This window comes from Streptomyces fructofermentans (genome assembly GCF_014651055.1).
GTDB lineage: Bacteria > Actinomycetota > Actinomycetes > Streptomycetales > Streptomycetaceae > Streptomyces > Streptomyces fructofermentans.
This window is the reverse complement of sequence record NZ_BMWD01000018.1, coordinates 22,155-38,293: the sequence shown is the minus strand read 5'-3', so window position 1 is coordinate 38,293 and position 16,139 is coordinate 22,155. Positions and strand designations below refer to the sequence as shown.

General features: G+C 73.3%; 16 protein-coding genes and 1 pseudogene. 6 read left to right on the top strand and 11 right to left on the bottom strand.

All coding sequences use genetic code 11. The features are described from left to right. Nucleotides 1-18: 18 nt before the first annotated feature. Nucleotides 19-1,446: a hypothetical protein gene (locus IE265_RS23455; protein ID WP_190037630.1), complete on the bottom strand. Its 1,428-nt coding sequence runs from the start codon at nt 1,444-1,446 to the stop codon at nt 19-21. Between the two features lie 470 nt (nt 1,447-1,916). On the opposite strand from IE265_RS23455, the gene IE265_RS23450 reads away from it, so the two are divergent. After that, nucleotides 1,917-3,749: a DUF8508 domain-containing protein gene (locus tag IE265_RS23450; protein ID WP_190037629.1), complete on the top strand. Its 1,833-nt coding sequence runs from the start codon at nt 1,917-1,919 to the stop codon at nt 3,747-3,749. A gap of 114 nt (nt 3,750-3,863) precedes the next feature. Here IE265_RS23450 and IE265_RS23445 read toward each other — a convergent pair whose 3' ends face one another. The 4 genes from IE265_RS23445 to IE265_RS23430 all read right to left on the bottom strand — a co-directional run bounded on the left by IE265_RS23445 (nt 3,864) and on the right by IE265_RS23430 (nt 6,945). Next, nucleotides 3,864-4,598: an SRPBCC family protein gene (locus IE265_RS23445; RefSeq protein WP_190037628.1), complete on the bottom strand. Its 735-nt coding sequence runs from the start codon at nt 4,596-4,598 to the stop codon at nt 3,864-3,866. A 28-nt stretch (nt 4,599-4,626) separates the two neighbouring features. Next, the gene (locus IE265_RS23440) at nt 4,627-5,361 is read right to left on the bottom strand and encodes an ArsR/SmtB family transcription factor (protein WP_229916430.1); all 735 of its coding nucleotides are present in this window, start codon (nt 5,359-5,361) and stop codon (nt 4,627-4,629) included. 508 nt (nt 5,362-5,869) lie between these two features. After that, a complete protein-coding gene (locus tag IE265_RS23435; protein ID WP_190037627.1) occupies nt 5,870-6,535 on the bottom strand; it encodes a DUF3618 domain-containing protein in 666 nt (221 codons plus the stop codon). Further along, a complete protein-coding gene (locus IE265_RS23430; RefSeq protein WP_190037626.1) occupies nt 6,532-6,945 on the bottom strand; it encodes a phage holin family protein in 414 nt (137 codons plus the stop codon). The genes IE265_RS23435 and IE265_RS23430 overlap by 4 nt, the downstream gene beginning before the upstream one ends. A gap of 204 nt (nt 6,946-7,149) precedes the next feature. Between IE265_RS23430 and dapA the strand changes: the two genes are divergently transcribed. Continuing rightward, entirely contained in the window at nt 7,150-8,061 is a 912-nt protein-coding gene (dapA, locus tag IE265_RS23425) for a 4-hydroxy-tetrahydrodipicolinate synthase (protein ID WP_190037625.1), read from the top strand. Nucleotides 8,062-8,155: 94 nt separating this feature from the next. Here dapA and IE265_RS23420 read toward each other — a convergent pair whose 3' ends face one another. Next, nucleotides 8,156-9,376, bottom strand: a complete 1,221-nt coding sequence (locus IE265_RS23420; RefSeq protein ID WP_190037624.1) for a WD40 repeat domain-containing protein — start codon at nt 9,374-9,376, stop codon at nt 8,156-8,158. Further along, a complete protein-coding gene (locus tag IE265_RS23415) occupies nt 9,373-9,930 on the bottom strand; it encodes a SigE family RNA polymerase sigma factor (protein WP_190037623.1) in 558 nt (185 codons plus the stop codon). Before IE265_RS23415 ends, IE265_RS23420 begins: the two co-directional genes overlap by 4 nt. Nucleotides 9,931-10,197: 267 nt before the next feature. Here IE265_RS23415 and IE265_RS23410 point away from each other — a divergent pair, with 267 nt between their 5' ends. The 3 genes and pseudogenes from IE265_RS23410 to IE265_RS38525 all read left to right on the top strand — a co-directional run. After that, entirely contained in the window at nt 10,198-10,482 is a 285-nt protein-coding gene (locus IE265_RS23410; RefSeq protein ID WP_229916438.1) for a hypothetical protein, read from the top strand. Nucleotides 10,483-10,738: 256 nt separating this feature from the next. Then, a complete protein-coding gene (locus IE265_RS23405; RefSeq protein ID WP_190037621.1) occupies nt 10,739-11,440 on the top strand; it encodes a hypothetical protein in 702 nt (233 codons plus the stop codon). A 126-nt stretch (nt 11,441-11,566) separates the two neighbouring features. Further along, nucleotides 11,567-11,749 (top strand): annotated as a pseudogene (locus IE265_RS38525) (HNH endonuclease); the annotation flags it as partial. A 260-nt stretch (nt 11,750-12,009) separates the two neighbouring features. Here the strand turns inward: IE265_RS38525 and dapD are convergent. From dapD to IE265_RS23385, 4 genes are all read right to left on the bottom strand, one after another. Then, on the bottom strand, nt 12,010-12,999 hold the full coding sequence (gene dapD / locus IE265_RS23400; RefSeq protein WP_190037620.1) for a 2,3,4,5-tetrahydropyridine-2,6-dicarboxylate N-succinyltransferase: 990 nt from the start codon (nt 12,997-12,999) through the stop codon (nt 12,010-12,012). Between the two features lie 94 nt (nt 13,000-13,093). Further along, nucleotides 13,094-13,630, bottom strand: coding sequence for a TetR/AcrR family transcriptional regulator (locus IE265_RS23395; protein WP_190037619.1), 537 nt, complete (start codon nt 13,628-13,630; stop codon nt 13,094-13,096). A gap of 22 nt (nt 13,631-13,652) precedes the next feature. After that, on the bottom strand, nt 13,653-13,973 hold the full coding sequence (locus IE265_RS23390; RefSeq protein WP_190037618.1) for a DMT family transporter: 321 nt from the start codon (nt 13,971-13,973) through the stop codon (nt 13,653-13,655). Nucleotides 13,974-14,170: 197 nt separating this feature from the next. Further along, nucleotides 14,171-14,536 (bottom strand): VOC family protein, encoded by a 366-nt coding sequence (locus IE265_RS23385; RefSeq protein ID WP_190037617.1) that lies wholly within the window; start codon nt 14,534-14,536, stop codon nt 14,171-14,173. A 536-nt stretch (nt 14,537-15,072) separates the two neighbouring features. Between IE265_RS23385 and IE265_RS23380 the strand changes: the two genes are divergently transcribed. Continuing rightward, nucleotides 15,073-15,951 (top strand): AbfB domain-containing protein, encoded by an 879-nt coding sequence (locus tag IE265_RS23380; protein WP_190037616.1) that lies wholly within the window; start codon nt 15,073-15,075, stop codon nt 15,949-15,951. Nucleotides 15,952-16,139 lie beyond the last annotated feature (188 nt).

Here is a 16,139-nt window from a genome sequence, read left to right as displayed (position 1 = left end):
CGGGCCCCGCCCGCGGACTCAGCCCCCTTGCTGCGAACGCGCCTTGAACGCCGCCTTGCGGGCCTCCTTGGCCACCCTCTTGTCGGGGTGCAGCCGCCCCATCGCCTCCAGCACGTCCGGCGTCGCGGGGTGGTCGACCCGCCACGCGGCGGCGAAGAAGCTGCCGTGCTGTGCCGCCAGTCCCTCGACCAGCGCCTGCAACTCCTCCGAGTTCCCCTCCGCGGAGAGCTGGGCCGCGATCGTGTCGACGGTCAGCCAGAAGACCATGTCCTCGGACGGCGGGGGCACGTCGGGAGCACCGCGCTCGGTCAGCCACACCCGTGCGAGCCCGCCCAGCTCGGGGTCGTCCAGCACGTCCCGGACGGCCTGCGAGGCCTCCGGCCCGACCAGCGAGAGGGCCTGCTGGCAGCACAGCCGCCGCAGCGGGGCCCCCGCGTCCGCACCCCGGGCCGCCGCGAGCAACTCCCGTGCGGCGTCGAGGGGTTCACGCCGGGCCAGCCACAGCTCGGTCTCGGCCTGCGCGGCGGCAGGGGGGAACGCCGCCGTGCGGTCGAGCAGCACGTCGGCGCCCTTGTCCGCGAGGTCGCCCACGGCGGGCGCGGTGAACCCGGCCTCCAGGAGCCTGGCCCGGATGCCGTACGTCCCGAGCGGGGTGAGGCGCACCATCCCGTACCGCGAGACGTCGGCGTCGTCGACATCGGCCTCGGCCTCCTCGTCGGCCTCGGCCATCAGCGCCTCGTCGACGGGCTGGAAGTCCACGAGCCCGACCGGCTCCAGGACCCGGAACTGGTCGTCGAGGCGCATCATGGCGTCCGACACCTGCTCCAGGATGTCGTTGGTGGGCTCCCCCATGTCGTCCGGCACGATCATGGACGCGGCGAGCGCGGGCAGCGGCACCGCCCCGTCGCCGGGGGCGCTCTCGTCCGCGGTCAGCAGGTACAGGTTGCCGAGCACCCCGTCGAGGAAGTCAGCCTCGGCCTCGGGGTCCCAGTCCAGGGTGGAGAAGTCGATGTCGCCCCCGTCGTCCATGGCGTCCACGAGGTCGTCGAGGTCGGGCACGCTCGCGTCGGCGAGCACCGTCTCCAACGCGCCGCGCCAGAGCCCGAGTACGTCCTTCGGCGCCCCGGACAGCACGAGTGCGAGGTCGGCGCCCGCGACGACCGTGCCCTCCTCCTCGTCGGCCACCTCGACGAGCCCGGTGTCCACGGCGACCCGCCACGCCTCGCTCGCGCAGGCCGCGGCGTCGTCGCCGTCGAGTCCGAGTTCCGCGGCGGCGGCCGGGAGTTGCCCGTCGACGAGTTCACCACCGGCTCCGACCCGGGTGTCCGGACCGGCCCAGCGGGCGAGTCGCACGGCGCGCGAGAGGAGCGGCGTGGCGAGCGCGTCCCGCGCGAGTTCCGCTTCGGAGTGCAGGCGCACCGGCGGCAGGGGCGAACTGTCTGACATCGGCTGGTTCTCCTAGGACGAGCATTCGGACATGCATCCGGGCCGGCGTTCCGGCGCCGCCCCGCCGGGCGTCCGGCACGGGTTCCGGGGGCGTGCCCCGGACGGCCGTGCCGGACGTACGGGACGCCCACGGCACGCGTGACGCCCGTGGAGTTCCGCGGGCCGCCCGGGAGGACACTCGCCGGCCGCCCCGGAGATGCAGCCTCAGCCTAGACGGATTTGGCCCCATGCCGCCCGGTTCATGAACCTGTCAGAAGTATCGACCCGGAAAACCTTGACAACTCCCGTGGACAGACACGAGATTGACGCGCGTAGAAACTCACGGGTAATCGCCCGTAGCGGCTTCTACGCGCGTCATCATCCGCCCCGCCGGTCGCGACTGCCCCACCCTCGTCCGCCCGCTGTCCCACCCTCGTCCGTCGCAGTCCCACTTCGTCCCGGCGCCCACGCATGTCCCCGGAGGGATCCCGTTGCCGAGCAAGTCTTCCGCGCGCATCGCCGCGCTCACCGTCGCCGCCGTCTGTTCCACGGTCTCCGCGGTGGTCCTCACCACACCCGCCCACGCCGACGCCACGGCCGTCCACGACATCCAGGGCTCCACCCGGACCTCCCCTCTCGCTGGGCAACAGGTCACGGACGTGGCCGGTGTCGTGACGGGAGTACGGACCTACGGGTCGTCCCGCGGCTTCTGGCTCCAGGGCCTGACCCAGGACGACGACCCGGCCACCAGTGAGGGCGTGTTCGTCTTCACCAGCTCCACGCCGAAGGTCGCCGTCGGCGACTCGGTCACCGTCTCGGGCACGGTCACCGAGTTCGTGCCCGGCGGCGCCTCGACCGGCAACCAGTCGGTCACCGAGATCACCCGGCCCACCGTGACGGTCCTGTCCAGCGGCAACCCGGTTCCGGCGCCCGAGGTAATCGACGGCCGTTCCGTGCCGGCCGCCTACGCGCCCGAGGGCGACACCGCCGCGGGCGGATCGGTCAACGGTCTGACGCTGCGGCCGACGAAGTACGCCCTGGACCGCTACGAGTCACTGGAGGGCATGAACGTCGCGATCGGCTCGTCGCGCGTGGTCACCGCGACCGACCCGTTCTCCGAACTCTGGGTGACGGTCAAGCCGCACGAGCACGCGAACCGGCGCGGCGGCACGGTCTACGGCGCCTACACCTCGCAGAACACCGGCCGGCTCCAGATCCAGTCGCTGATCCCGACCGCCACGCAGCCGTTCCCCGCCGCGAACGTCGGCGACACCCTCGCGGGCACCACCGAAGGCCCCCTCGACTACAACCAGTTCGGCGGCTACACGCTGACCGCCCGCACGCTGGGCACGGTCGAGGCGGGCGGCCTGGAGCGCGAGACCACCCGCAAGCAGTCCCGGTCGGAGCTGGCGGTGGCGACGTACAACGTCGAGAACCTCGACCCGGGCGACAGCACGTTCGACGCACACGCGGCAGCGATCGTGGACCACCTCCAGGCGCCCGACATCGTGTCCCTGGAGGAGATCCAGGACAACAACGGGGCGACGAACGACGGTACGGTCGCCGCCGACGTGACCATGCGGAAGCTGGTCGACGCCATCGTCGCGGCGGGCGGCCCGACCTACGAGTGGCGCTCCGTCGACCCCGTGAACCTCGCGGACGGCGGGGAGCCGGGCGGCAACATCCGCCAGGCGTTCCTCTACAACCCGGCGCGGGTCTCGTTCGTCGACCGGCCGGGCGGCGACGCCACGACCGCCGTCGGGGTCACGAAGGAACGCGGCAAGGCGCGGCTCACGGTGTCCCCGGGCCGTGTCTCCCCGGCCGACGCGGCCTGGAACAACAGCCGCAAGCCGCTGGCCGGCGAGTTCTCGTTCCGCGGCAGGACGGTCTTCGTGATCGCGAACCACTTCGCGTCGAAGGGCGGCGACCAGTCGCTGCACTCGCAGTTCCAGCCGCCGGCGCGCAGCTCGGAGACGCAGCGCCACCTCCAGGCGACGGCGGTGAACGCCTTCGTCAAGGACATCCTCGCCGTGCAGAAGAACGCGGACGTCGTCACCCTCGGCGACATCAACGACTTCGAGTTCTCCGGCACGACCAAGCTCCTCGAGGCCGACGGCGCCCTCTGGTCGGCCGTCAAGTCCCTCCCGCGCAGCGAGCGTTACAGCTACGACTACCAGGGCAACAGCCAGGTCCTCGACCAGATCCTGATCAGCCCGTCGATCCGCAAGGACTGCGACTTCAGCTACGACAGCGTGCACATCAACTCGGAGTTCTCCGACCAGATCAGCGACCACGACCCGCAGGTACTGCGGTTCCGCCCGTAGCCGTCGCCGCACGCCGGTGGGCCCGGCCCCCTGCCAGGGGGCCGGGCCCACCGCTGTCCGCACCGGGTGCGAATCGCCGTGCCGGAGTCCGGTGCCGTACTCCGTCCGGTCAGGTCAGGCGAAGACGGCGTCCAGCCAGCCGCGCCAGTCCTGTTCGGTCCGCGCGGCGTCGGCGTCCGGCGCGAAGTCGTGGACGCTCACGCCGACCGGCGCGGCCCAGTGGTCGCGGCCGAAGATCCGGATCAGCGCGTCGTCGGTGCGCAGCCCCACGAAGTACGGGTTGCGGTAGTCGAGCACGGCGTCCACGACCCGGCCGCCGGGGCCCCGGGCCTGCACGCGGTCGCCCTCTGCGGCGCCGTCCGCCAGGCCGAGCGCCGCCGCGACGGCTTCGAACGAGCCGGCGGCGCTGGACGCCCCGGGTCCGTCGAACGTCGTGAAGGCGACCGGGCGGGCGGCGAAGTGCGTCAGGTACTGGCGCAGGGTGTGCAGGTAGAAGTCGGTGTGCCTGCTCGCGCCGTCGTACTGGTTGTCCCAGTCGTCGACGAAGATGCCGCTGTGGACGTACCGCACCCAGGCGCGCCGGCCCTCGTCACGCGGCTCCACGGTGTAGTCGAGCTGGTTGAGGGTCTGCCGGGAGGTCCCGTCGACGTTCTCGAGACGGTTGGTGTACCGGTGCGGCGGGTCCCAGGCGGCGACCGTGGACCCGAAGGGACCCGTGCCGCCCTCGCGCGGCTCGGGGGCCTCCATCGGCCACAGCCAGCCGCCGGTGCCCTCGGTCACGGCCTGCCAGACCTGCTCGGGTGTGGCGTCGACCTCGAACTCGCGGGCGATCTCGAATTCCTTGGACATGGTGGCTCCTGCGCGTGGAATGGGCTGGTCAGTCGGTGGTTTCGGCGGCCCCGGGCGCCTCGGCCCGGATCTCGCCACGGCGCTTCCCGTCGACACGGTCCTCGTCGGGGTTCTTGTCGGGGTTGTCGCCGGAAGGGTTCCCGCCGTCGGGGGACCCGTCGTTCCCGGGGGCGTCGCTCCCGGGCCGGACCGTGGGATGGACGGCGACGACGATCCGGTGGTCGCGGCCGCCGTCGGCGCCGGGAGCGTCGTACTTGCGGATCAGCGCCCCGACACCCGCGGTCAGCTCCTGGACGAACGCGGCCCGGTCGGCGGCGGACGCGAAGCGCACCTCGCCGTCGAGCGCGAACGTGGCCAGGCGCTTGCGGGCCCTGGTGGCGCCGGTGATCAGCGAACCCACGTCCCGCACCAGCCGGGCCCCGAGCGCCAGCAGCCAGCGGGCCGAGAGCTGGTCGCGGAACCGGTCCGGATCGGGCTGCACGGCGGCGAGCGCGAGCGGCGAGATGACGTACGAGGCGGCCGTCGCCCGCATCAGGCGCTCCGTCACGTTGCCCTTGCGGCGCTCTCCCGCGAGCTCCACCAGGCCGTGCCGCTCCAGTGCCCTGAGGTGGTAGTTCACCTTCTGCCGGGGCAGCCCGACCCTGCCCGCCAGCATCGCGGCGGACGCGGGTCCGGCCGCCAGCTCGGCCAGCAGCCGGCCCCTCATGGGGTCCAGCGAGACGGCTGCCGCCGCCGGGTCCTCGATCACGGTCACGTCCAACATGACTCCACGGTCTCACCGAAAACTTTTTTTGTCCAGGCAATCAGAGTTGTCGGTGAGTCGGTGGGCCGGTGGGCCGCGAGGCGCGGACCCGGCGGCGGGAGACAGCGACGGGAGGCGGTGGGCGGACCGGGCTCGCGAGGCCGGTCGCCCGGGGCGAGAGGCGTTCGCCGCGTGAGGCCGTTCCCGGCGTGTGGCGGCCCCTCGCGCTCGGCCGTTCATCGCGAGGGGCCGCTCGCGGCCTACGGCAGTTCCCCCCGAGCGGCCCTCCCCGGCGAGCGAGCGTTCGCCGCGTGTGATCCGTACACGGTTTACGACGTAACCGCGCGAGGCCGCTCACCCCGTGCGACCGTCCGCGGCGTACGGCAGTCCACCCGAGCGGCCCTCCCGGCGTACGGCGTTCTCCGCGTGAGGCCGTTCATCCCGTGCGGCGTCCGGTTCGTCGCGCGCGGCCGGAGACGACGAACGGCGGGGCCGTCGACCGGCCCCGCCGTTCCGCACAACCTCCGCGTCAGCCGCGGGCGTTGCTCCGCCGCCGCAGCAGCCCCGCCGCGACGACCGCGCCGGCGCCGGCCCCTATGAGTACGGGGCCGGGATGCCGCTTCGCCGCCTGGACGACCGAGAGCGCGGTGAGGCGAACCCGCTCGGGAACGCGCTCCTGCACGACGTGCCCGGCCTCCACCGCCTTGCCCTGCACGACGTGCCCGGCCTCGACGGCCTTCTCCTGCACCGCGTGCCCGGCCTCAACGGCCTTGCCCTGCACCGCGTGCCCGGCCTCGACGGCCTTCTCCTGCACCGCGTGCCCGGCCTCCGCGGCCTTCGCCTGCACGACATGCCCGGCCTCGACGGCCTTGCCCTGCACCGCGTGCCCGGCCTCGGCCGCCTTCTCCTGCGCCGCGCGTCCGGCCTTGACGGCCTTGTCCTGAGCCGCGCGTCCGGCCTCCGCGGCCTTGTCCTGCGCCGCCTGGCCCGCTTCGCCGGCCCTGCCCTTCAGCTCGGCGCCCCGGGCCCGCGCGCGGGCCTTCACATCGGCCTTCGCGGCCAGTTCCTCGACGGTGCCGCCGAGCCGCTCCCGGGTCTCCTCGATCCTGCGCCGCAGTTCGGCGGGGCTCTCGGCTCCGCCCACCGGCTTGTCGGAGAGGCCGTCGGCCCCCACGGAAGTGTCCTTGTCCATCATCGATGAGCCCTTTCCTTGATCTCGTCGACGTCGGCCCTGACGCTGTCGAGCGTCTCCTCGGGCAACGGCGGGGTGGCGCGGCCGAGTCGGGAACGTCCGGCCGCCGCCAGAACGCCCGCGGCCGCGAGGAGCGCGAGCGTGACGACCAGCGCGGCGGCCCACCAGGGCAGCACCAGCGCCAGCACGGCCGCGGCGGTCACGGAGAGGGCCATCAGCCCCACGTACGCGACGGCACCGGCCGCGGCCAGCAGCCCGCCGCCCCGTCCCGCGCGCCGCCCCTTCTCCGCCAACTCCTCCTTGGCCAGGCGCATTTCCTGACGTACGAGGTCGGAGAGCTGTTCGGTGGCCTGCCCGACGAGTTCACTCACCGAGCGACTCTCGTCCTGCGGCCGTCCAACGGTCCCGGTCACGGCGCCCCGCCTCCTTTCGTCCCGGCCGCCCGGGTACCCGATCGCGCCGCCACTACCCCTGCCGCGCGGCCGCCGTGCCGAGCCGGCCCGAAGGCGCGGGCCGCAGGCGACACACCGCACTCCGGGATCTCGTAGCAACACTGACGCGTACCGGGTAGGAGATTTAAGTGGAGCTTCACTGTCGGAATGCCGACACTGAGTCCCATGACGTCATCGCCCCGCACCCGTCCCTTCGGCCGTGTCCTCTGCGCCATGGTCACCCCCTTCACCGACGAGGGGCTCCTCGACCTGGAGGGCGCGCAGCGGCTCGCCGAGCATCTGGTCGCCGAGGGCTGCGAAGGGCTGGTGCTGTCCGGGACGACCGGCGAGTCGCCCACCACGACGGACGACGAGAAGTCCGCGCTCGTACGGGCGGTGGCGGACGCCGTCGGGGGCCGTGCCGCGATCGTGGCGGGCGTCGGCACCGCCGACACCCGCCACACGGCGGAACTCGCCCGCGCCGCCGAGAAGGCGGGCGCGGACGGCCTGCTGGTCGTGACGCCGTACTACAGCCGGCCCCCGCAGGACGCCGTCGAGGAGCACTTCCGGACCGTCGCGGACTCCTGCGGGCTGCCGATCGCGCTGTACGACATCCCCGGCCGCACGGGCACCCGCATCGAGCCGGAGACGATGCTCCGGCTCGCGGAGCATCCCCGGATCGTCGCGGTGAAGGACTGCGCGTACGACCTGCTGGGCACGCAGAAAGTGCTGGCCCGTACGGATCTCGCGTACTACGCGGGCTGCGACGAGTACGTACTCGCGCTGTACGCGCTCGGCGGGGCCGGATGCGTCAGCACGGTCGCCAACGCGGTGCCGCGCCGGTTCCGTTCGATGCTGGACGCGTTCGACGCCGGGGACACCGCGGGGGCCGCCCGGATCCAGCGGGAACTCACGGGGCTGATCGAGGCGATGATGGCCTCCGGCCTGCCCGGGGCGGTCACCGTGAAGGCGGTCCTCACCGCGCGGGGCCTGCCCTCGGGACCGGTCCGCGCACCGCTGCGGCCCGCCGGCCGGGAGGCGGCCGACGGGCTGCTCGCGGTGTACGGGGAGCTGGTCGCACGGGACGCCGGCGGCTGACCGGGCTCCTCACCCCGGCCCCCGCGCCTCCGGCCCGCTCCCGGACGACGCCTGCGGCTCCGGCCCGTTCCCGGACGACGCCTGCGGCTCGGGCTCAGCGTCGGGCGAAGAGCGGCGTCCAGCGTCCCCCCGCGCCGTCGTTCCCCTTGCGGAACCCGCTCAGCGGCACGACCTTGTCGCTGCCGATCGTGACGAGTACGAGCCGGTTGTGGAACTCGTTCGCGCCCGGCTCGATGTCCCAGGCGACCAGGCGGTCGTCGTCCGCCCAGGCGAGCAGCTGCTGTCCGGGGACCTTGTGGAGCCGCTTGCCGGTCAGGGGGTCCAGGATCTCGGAGGCGGTCGCCCTGGAGCCGCCCGCGAACTCGCCCGCCGCGAGTGAGCCGTCAGGCGACAGCCTCGCGTCGACGAACCAGTGCAGGTGCCGCTCCTTGGCGGGGGTGTCGGCCTCCTTGCCCTCGAAGTCGTAGTACCGCTGGTGGGGTGCTGTCGTGAGCCCGCTGTAGACGAGTCCGCCGTCGCCGCTGAAGGCGAAGTCCTGCCGGGCGTTCAGATGTTCCTGGTCGCCGCCCGCGACCCTGGCCCAGGAGCCGTCGCCGGTGTCGACGTCCAGTACGTAGAACCCGGTCCGGCTGCTCCCGCCGAACTGCGGCATCCAGTCGTTCTTCCGGCCGTCGCCGTCGTTGTCGTAGTCGGCCCTGAGGCGCAGGTCGGGGTTCTCGTCGTACGTCGTCGCGACGAGCTTGTCGCCGTCCGGCGAGAACGCGACGCCCGCGACCCCGCGGTCCACGGGGATCCAGTGCTCGACCTTCCCGCTGAGCAGGTCGAGCAGGCCGATCCGCCGGGCAGGCAGTTCGCGCTCCAGGACGGCGGCCGTGCGCATCCCCGGAGCGACGTCGACGACCGACCAGTCGGTGGTCCTGACGTACTTGCCGGTCCGCTGGTCGAGGAGGTGGTAGTCGCGCACGGCGACGGCCCGGTCGTCCGTCTTGCGGACCATGTCCATGACGTAGTACGCGGCGAGCGCCGTGTCCCCGGCGGCGATCAGGTCGCGCGGCGGCGACTGGTCCGGGTGGGCGATGATGTCGCTCCGGTTCATCCCGCTCGCGAGCCGCGGCTCGTCACCGCCGCGGTCCAGCACGGGCACCGCGACGGCGGCGGCGACGGCGAGCACGGCGGCCACCGCGACACCGGAGATGCGGCGGGTGCGGCGGCGGCGCCGGACGGCGAGCACCCGGCCCGCGAGGTCGGGGGGCGGTGTCTGGGGCTGCGCGCCCTGTTCGATCAGGGTGTCGCGCACGAGCTGGTCCATGTTCACGGGCGTACCTCCACGGGGGCGAAGTCTCGGGACGGGGTCCGCTCCGCGTCCGCGGGGGCCGTCGCGGCGAGTTCCGGCGCGAGGACACGCAGCCGGGCGAGCGAACGGTGGGTGGTGGACCGCACGGTCCCGACCGAGCAGCCGAGGATGCGGGCCACGTCGGCCTCCGGCAGGTCCTCGAAGTAGCGCAGCACGAGCACGGTCCGCTGCCGGGCGGTGAGCCGCGCCAGCGCCCCGCGCATGACGATCCGCAGCTCGGCCGCGGCGGAGGGGTCCGATCCCCCGCTCCCCTCCGGCGGATCGGCGACGGTCAGTTCGCGCCGCCGCCACTTCAGCCGCCACCGGCTCACCTGCTGCCGGTACAGGATCTGGCGTACGTACGCCTCGGGCTCGTCGATGCGCTGCCACTTTCCGGCGGCCTTGATCAGCGCGTTCTGCAGGAGGTCCTCGGCGGCGTGCCGGTCGCCCCCGCTGAGCAGCACGGCCGTCCTCAGCAGCGCCGACGTGCGGTTCTCCACGAACTCCCTGAACTGCTCCTGCCCTTGGGCATCCATCGTCACCTTCTCTTTCGCGCGGGCGCTCTCCCCCGCTCTGCCACCCCTACCGACGCCTCCGCCGGTCCCCCGCTATGCCCCCGCCCCGGAAATGTTCACGGCGGTACGCGGCCCGCGCCGCGGCCCCCGTGCACGGATGCGGCAGGCCCGCCCGGCGCTCCCGCCACTCTTCACCCGCTCGGCCGAACAGGGTGTGCGACGGCCCCCTCGCACTGTTCGACTCGGTCCAGGCATGACAGGACGACCGGAGGAGCTGCTGTGGCGATCATGATGGTGCTGGACATCCCCGGAGGCACACAGGCCCAGTACGAGCAGATCTCCCTCAAGCTGAGCAACGGGCGGGGACTCCGCAAGAGCTCGGACTGGCCCGTGCCCGGCCTCGTGTCGCACGCCTCCGGGCCCACGGAGAGCGGCTGGTGCGTGGTGGACGTCTGGGAGTCCGAGCAGGCGTGGACCCGCTTCGCGAACGTCATGGTCCCGCTCAGCCAGGAGGTCGGCATGCCGCAACTGACCCCGAGGCTCTACCCCACCGTCAACGTGGTGAGGGACTGACCCGCGTCACACCCTCCGGCACCCACGGAAGCCGCCCGGGCCCGGGCGACCGTCCACGCCGTGAGGAAGGGCAAGGACAGCCGTCACGCCGGGCTCGTCGTGCGAAGCAGCCGTACAGAGCATCCCGGACAGGCCTCCCGATCGCGGTCGGGAGGTGAACTCCCTTACTACGCGCGGGAAATGACCCGGCGATTCGGTCGGCGCCCCTCTATGATCAAGCCTCTTCACCAGGCTTGGGGGACTCATGCTTGCCCGAATGCCGTTGTCGGCACGTGCCGCCTTGTCGCTGCTCACCGCAGCGGCCCTGACCGGTTGCTCGACAGCGGACGGCTCACCGACGGCTGCCGAAGGCAAGGGCCCCTCCGCGTCGCCCACGACACGGGCCCGGCCGTTGACGGAGGCGGAACTCAGGTCACTGAGCCTCCGGGAGGCGGACCTGCCCGAGGTCGAGCCGGGCCGGATCGCCTTCGAGGACCGCAGCGACACGTCGGACGCCCCCTCGTTCAAGCCCGCCTCCGATCCCGACTGCCAGACCGTGCACGACATCCGCTACGCGAGGGCGGCCCCCACTGTCGTCCGCCAGGTCATGACCTGGAAGGACGGCATCTTCCCCGGCCAGGTCACTCTCGCCTCCTACCGCGGCGGTGTGGCCGAGCGGCTCTTCGCGGAACTCGAGCGCGCCGCAGGCTCGTGCAACACCTACCGCGGCGACGGACGGACCGGCGCCTACACCTCCACGATGAAGACGCAGAAGGCGCCGAACGCCGGCGACGAGGCTGTGCAGTTCCGCGAGTACTCCACCGTCGAACTGGGCAAGCGGGACGAGCTGTTCATCGTCGTACGGACCGGCAGTACGATCGCGACCTACAACAGCCTCGAAGTCGGCCGCGTCGCGACCTTCCCGACCGAGCCGATCATCGACCAGGCCGAACGCCTGCGCGCTGCCCAGGACCGGTGACGCGAAGCACCGGGCCCGGGCGCGAAGACACCTGGCGAAGACCCGTACGACACCACGGCCCCCCATTGCCCGGCACGGCCCAACGGCTGGGCAGCCCCGGCAGGCGGCCGGCCTGGGGGCTTCAAGAACGATCTTGCGCTCATCCGCGCCAACTGCCACCGCATGATCCACCGGAGAGCACCCTGGCCGACTCCTGGGGAGCTGCGGGCCTCAATGGAGCAGAAGCACGCGGCCGACAAGCGCGCCGCTGCGGCCGTGGCTCGACCTCGCACGGCAGCCGACGACCAGGGTGCCGAACCGGTGGGCTGACCACCCCTGCCGACATCCACGGCGACGCACATGGGAGGGTCCGGCAGAGCCTTGGACGGCAGCCGCGGCCGGGCACGCCATGATGCTCGGCCGACTCCGGCCGAACCCTTGATGCCGCGCCCAAGCAGGAGCGCCCTCCCCAGCCGCTGCCGGCCGTGGAAGGGCGCTCGTCGGGTGACCACCGCCGGCAAACCGCCGCCGGGCGGGCGGAGGTTCGGAGCGGCACCCCGGAGGCGGCCGCGCACCGCGGCCGCCGAAGGTCAGTTGTGGCTGTGCAGGACCTCGTTCAGCCCGCCCCACACGGCGTTGTTCGGGCGGGCCTCGACCGTGCCCGTGACGGAGTTGCGGCGGAAGAGGATGTTCGAGGCGCCGGAGAGCTCACGGGCCTTGACGACCTGGCCGTCGGGCAGCGTGACGCGCGTACCGGCGGTGACGTACAGGCCCGCCTCGACCACGCACTCGTCGCCGAGGGCGATGCCCACGCCCGCCTCGGCACCGACCAGGCAGCGCTCGCCGATGGTGATGCGGACGTTGCCGCCGCCGGAGAGGGTGCCCATCGTGGAGGCGCCGCCGCCGATGTCCGAGCCGTCGCCGACGACGACACCCGCGGAGATGCGGCCCTCGACCATGGAGGTGCCGAGCGTGCCGGCGTTGAAGTTCACGAAGCCCTCGTGCATGACCGTGGTGCCCGCGGCGAGGTGCGCGCCGAGGCGTACGCGGTCGGCGTCGGCGATGCGGACGCCCTTCGGCGTGACGTAGTCCGTCATGCGCGGGAACTTGTCGATGGACGTCACGGCGAGGTGGAGGCCCTCGGCGCGGGCGTTCAGCCGGACCTTCTCCACGTCGTCCACGGCGACCGGGCCGAGCGAGGTCCAGGCGACATTGGCGAGCAGGCCGAAGACGCCGTCCAGGCTCTGGCCGTGCGGCGCGACCAGGCGGTGCGAGAGCAGGTGCAGGCGCAGGTACGCGTCGTGCGCGTCCAGCGGCTTCTCGTCGAGCGAGGCGACGACCGTGCGCACCGCGACCACCTCGACGCCGCGCCGGGCGTCCGGTCCGACGGCCTTGACGGCACCTTCGCCGAGCAGTTCGGCGGCACGCTCGGGGGACAGCCGTTCGGTGCCGGAGGGGCCCGGATCGGCGGAGAGTTCGGGCGCCGGGAACCACGTGTCGAGAACAGTGCCGTCGGCGGCGAACGTGGCGAGCCCGGCGGCGACGGCGCCGGTGGTGCGAGTAGCAGTCGTGTCGGTCATGACGGCAACCTAACCGGCCGGGGGGCGTCCGGGCGAACTCGTGCTCGGGGCGTCTCGGAGAACGGTCGGACGCGTGGGCGGGAGCGGGGCGCGGTCAGGGGATCACGCGTGCCAGGACCTCCCGGGCGTACCCCTCGTCGTACTCCGCCCCCGTCAGCAGCACCTGGAGGCAGATCCCGTCGATCAGCGCGACCAGGGCCCTCGCGGTGACGGGGTCCGTACGGCGCCCGATGCGCTCGGCGAGGTCCTCGCACCACTCGGCGGCGACGGGTCGCAGGGCGGGGCGACGCAGGGCCGCGAGGTACAGCTCGTACTCCAGCTCCACCCCCGTACGGTCGCCCGCGAGCCATTCGCCGGTCAGCGCGGCGAGTTCACCGGCCAGGTCGGTCCGCGGGTCCTCGACGGCACCGCGCGACGCGAGCACCTTGGCGAACCCCTCGCCGGCCTGCCGCAGCGCGGCCACCATCAGCTCGTCGAGGGTCGCGAAGTGGTACGTCGTCGAGCCGAGCGGCACGTCCGCCTCGGCCGCGACCGTGCGGTGGCTGAGCCCTCCGAGCCCCCTGGCGGCCACGACCCGGATCGCCGCGTCGATGATCCGCTGCCGCCGCTGCGGATCGTGGCGCCTGGCCATCAGCGCCCGCCGCCCCGGGGCATCAGTGCGCCCCGCCCATGTTCAGCACCACGACCCCGCCGATGATGAGCCCGGTCCCGGCGACCTTCGCGACGGTCAGCCCCTCCCCCAGGAACACCGCCCCGATCGCCACGACGGCGGCCGTGCCGAGCCCGGACCAGATCGCGTACGCCGTGCCGACCGACACGGTCCTCAGCGTCTGCGCGAGCAGCAGGAAGGCCACGAGGTAGCCGACCGCGGTCACCAGCGAGGGCCAGAGCCTGGTGAACCCCTCGCTGTACTTCATGGCGGTCGTGGCGGCCACCTCCGCGGCGATGGCTCCGGCGAGCAGCGCGTATCCCATGTGTACGAGGGTACGCATCGATACGTACACCCGTACACAACCGCGCGACCGGCTCTCCGGGGGGAGTCGGCGCGACCGGGGGCTCGCGGCCCGCAGCGGCGGCCGACAGCGGGCGATCCGCGACCTGTGACCTGTGACCACCGCGCCACCGCGCCACCGCGCCACCGGGCCACCGGGCCACCGGCCATCGGTCCGCCTCAGTCGAGCAGCGTCCGCTTCGGCCGCAGCACGCAGAACTCGTTCCCCTCCGGGTCCGCCAGCACGACCCAGGTGACGTCCTGGCCCTGGCCGACGTCCACGCGCCGCGCGCCCAGGGCCAGCAGCCGTTCGACCTCGGCCGCCTGGTCGTCGGGGGTGAGGTCGATGTGCAGCCGGTTCTTGGAGGTCTTGCGCCCGCCGACGGGCACGAAGCAGATTCCGGGCAGGGCGTCCGGCGCGGCCCCGACGACGATCTCGTCCTCGGTCTCGAACAGCACCTGCCAGTCCAGGACTTGGCACCAGAAGCGGGCCAGCGACGGCAGGTCCCGGGCGTCCACGACGAGCTGGTACCAGGAGAGGGCCATGCGTCGCAGTCTCCCCCGAGCGCCCGACACCTGCCACTGGGCGCCCGCCACCGGCGCCGCCCGCCCGCCACCCTCCGCTCACGCCCGGACGGCAGTCACCCTCCACCCACGGCGGGACGTCCGCCCACCCGTCACCCGGCACCCACCGCTCACCACCCCGGACGCCCGCAACCGCGCCCCCGCGTCCGGGCCCGGCCGTACGACGCCGCCGAGCCGCACCCCCCGCACTCCCGCACCCCCCGAGTTCCGGAAATGCACCCCGGAGAGTCCCGGGCTCGATTTCTTAAAGCGTGAACTCACCACCCCGGTGGCGGAATTCCAGAATCGCCGCCAACCGACCTCTATTCAGCCGGAGTTCGGTCAGAGAACGCTCTCAGAAACGCCTACTCGCGGGCCGGGACTTCCACTAGCATTCCCTCGTCGCACACGCGGATCCCCCGGCCACAGCCGTCCCGCGTGTCCGCGGCCTCCGCCTCTTCCTGTGCCACGCACATGACCAATCCGCGTCCGCCCAGGCGACGCTGGAGGAATCACGCATGCCTGAAAGAAGACCCGGGCCCGCTCCCGCCCAGTCCGCCCAGCCGCCGAAGGTGTGGGAGACCGGCGAGACCCTGGACGAGTCCCGCATACCCGGCACGCGCAGGCTCTGGCTGGCCGGCGCCCTCCTGCTGGCGGTCCTCGCCTCGGCGGTGACGGTGGCCGGCCTTCCGGACGACAGTGCGGACCCGTCGCCGGGCAACCGCGACAAGCGCACCACGGCGGCGGCCGAGGACGAGCCGGTCGTGCCCGGTACGCCTCCGAGCGCCGCGCCCACCGGCAAGAGCGGTCTGGCCGCCGCCCCCGGACCCTCGGGGGCCGGCGAGACGTCCGGCGACGCCTCGTCGGCCGGATCGTCCGCTCCCGCGGCCGGGACGGGCGGCGGCGCGGACCCGCGGCCGTCGAAGCCCGCCGCCTCCGGCCCGCCCCCCGCCGGGAAGCCCGCCGCGCAGCGCAGGTCCGTCCAGTCGGTCAACTATCCCGACCGCTTCTGGAGCCTCGGCCGCGACGGCGTCCGGCTCGACCGGGTGGGTTCCGGGAACCACCACTCCCGCGACCGGGGGGAGACCACCTTCACGCTCGTCCCCGGCCTCGCCGACTCCGACTGCTACTCGTTCTCCCTCGGCGGGGGCCGCTATCTGCGCCACTCGCAGTTCCGGCTGCGCGCGGACCGCGACAACGGCTCCGCGCTCTTCGAGCAGGACGCCACGTTCTGCCCCCGGCCGTCGGCGTTCTCCGGCGCGGTCGTGCTGGAGTCGGTCAACTACCGCGGCCGCTTCCTGCGCCACCGGGACTTCCAGCTCCACCTGGACCCGTTCGAGAACAGCCGCCTCTACCGGTCCGACTCGGCGTTCCGCCTGGTCCGGGGCCTGGACTGAGCCCTCACCCCGGCATCCGCCGACAGGCCCTGCCCGCCCCGGGCGACCGCCACGAGGCCCGGCACGCCAGCCATCCGCCACGCCAGCCACCCGGCCCCGGCAAGGCCCCGCCCCGCCCCGCATCCACGCGAAACCCTCCCGCATCGGCGCCCCTCCCCGGCGGCGGACGTGGAAGCGGCCCCCGGCAC

Excerpts from the sequence above, each read along its gene's own strand:
- IE265_RS23455 (WP_190037630.1), bottom strand. The coding sequence starts at position 1,446 with ATGTCAGACAGTTCGCCCCTGCCGCCGGTGCGCCTGCACTCCGAAGCG.
- IE265_RS23385 (WP_190037617.1), bottom strand. The coding sequence starts at position 14,536 with ATGGCCCTCTCCTGGTACCAGCTCGTCGTGGACGCCCGGGACCTGCCG.
- IE265_RS23410 (WP_229916438.1), top strand. The coding sequence starts at position 10,198 with ATGATGGTGCTGGACATCCCCGGAGGCACACAGGCCCAGTACGAGCAG.
- IE265_RS23395 (WP_190037619.1), bottom strand. The coding sequence starts at position 13,630 with ATGGCCAGGCGCCACGATCCGCAGCGGCGGCAGCGGATCATCGACGCG.
- IE265_RS23435 (WP_190037627.1), bottom strand. The coding sequence starts at position 6,535 with ATGATGGACAAGGACACTTCCGTGGGGGCCGACGGCCTCTCCGACAAG.
- dapD (WP_190037620.1), bottom strand. The coding sequence starts at position 12,999 with ATGACCGACACGACTGCTACTCGCACCACCGGCGCCGTCGCCGCCGGG.
- IE265_RS23445 (WP_190037628.1), bottom strand. The coding sequence starts at position 4,598 with ATGTCCAAGGAATTCGAGATCGCCCGCGAGTTCGAGGTCGACGCCACA.
- IE265_RS23440 (WP_229916430.1), bottom strand. The coding sequence starts at position 5,361 with ATGTTGGACGTGACCGTGATCGAGGACCCGGCGGCGGCAGCCGTCTCG.
- IE265_RS23390 (WP_190037618.1), bottom strand. The coding sequence starts at position 13,973 with ATGGGATACGCGCTGCTCGCCGGAGCCATCGCCGCGGAGGTGGCCGCC.
- IE265_RS23415 (WP_190037623.1), bottom strand. The coding sequence starts at position 9,930 with ATGGATGCCCAAGGGCAGGAGCAGTTCAGGGAGTTCGTGGAGAACCGC.
- IE265_RS23405 (WP_190037621.1), top strand. The coding sequence starts at position 10,739 with ATGCCGTTGTCGGCACGTGCCGCCTTGTCGCTGCTCACCGCAGCGGCC.
- dapA (WP_190037625.1), top strand. The coding sequence starts at position 7,150 with ATGACGTCATCGCCCCGCACCCGTCCCTTCGGCCGTGTCCTCTGCGCC.
- IE265_RS23380 (WP_190037616.1), top strand. The coding sequence starts at position 15,073 with ATGCCTGAAAGAAGACCCGGGCCCGCTCCCGCCCAGTCCGCCCAGCCG.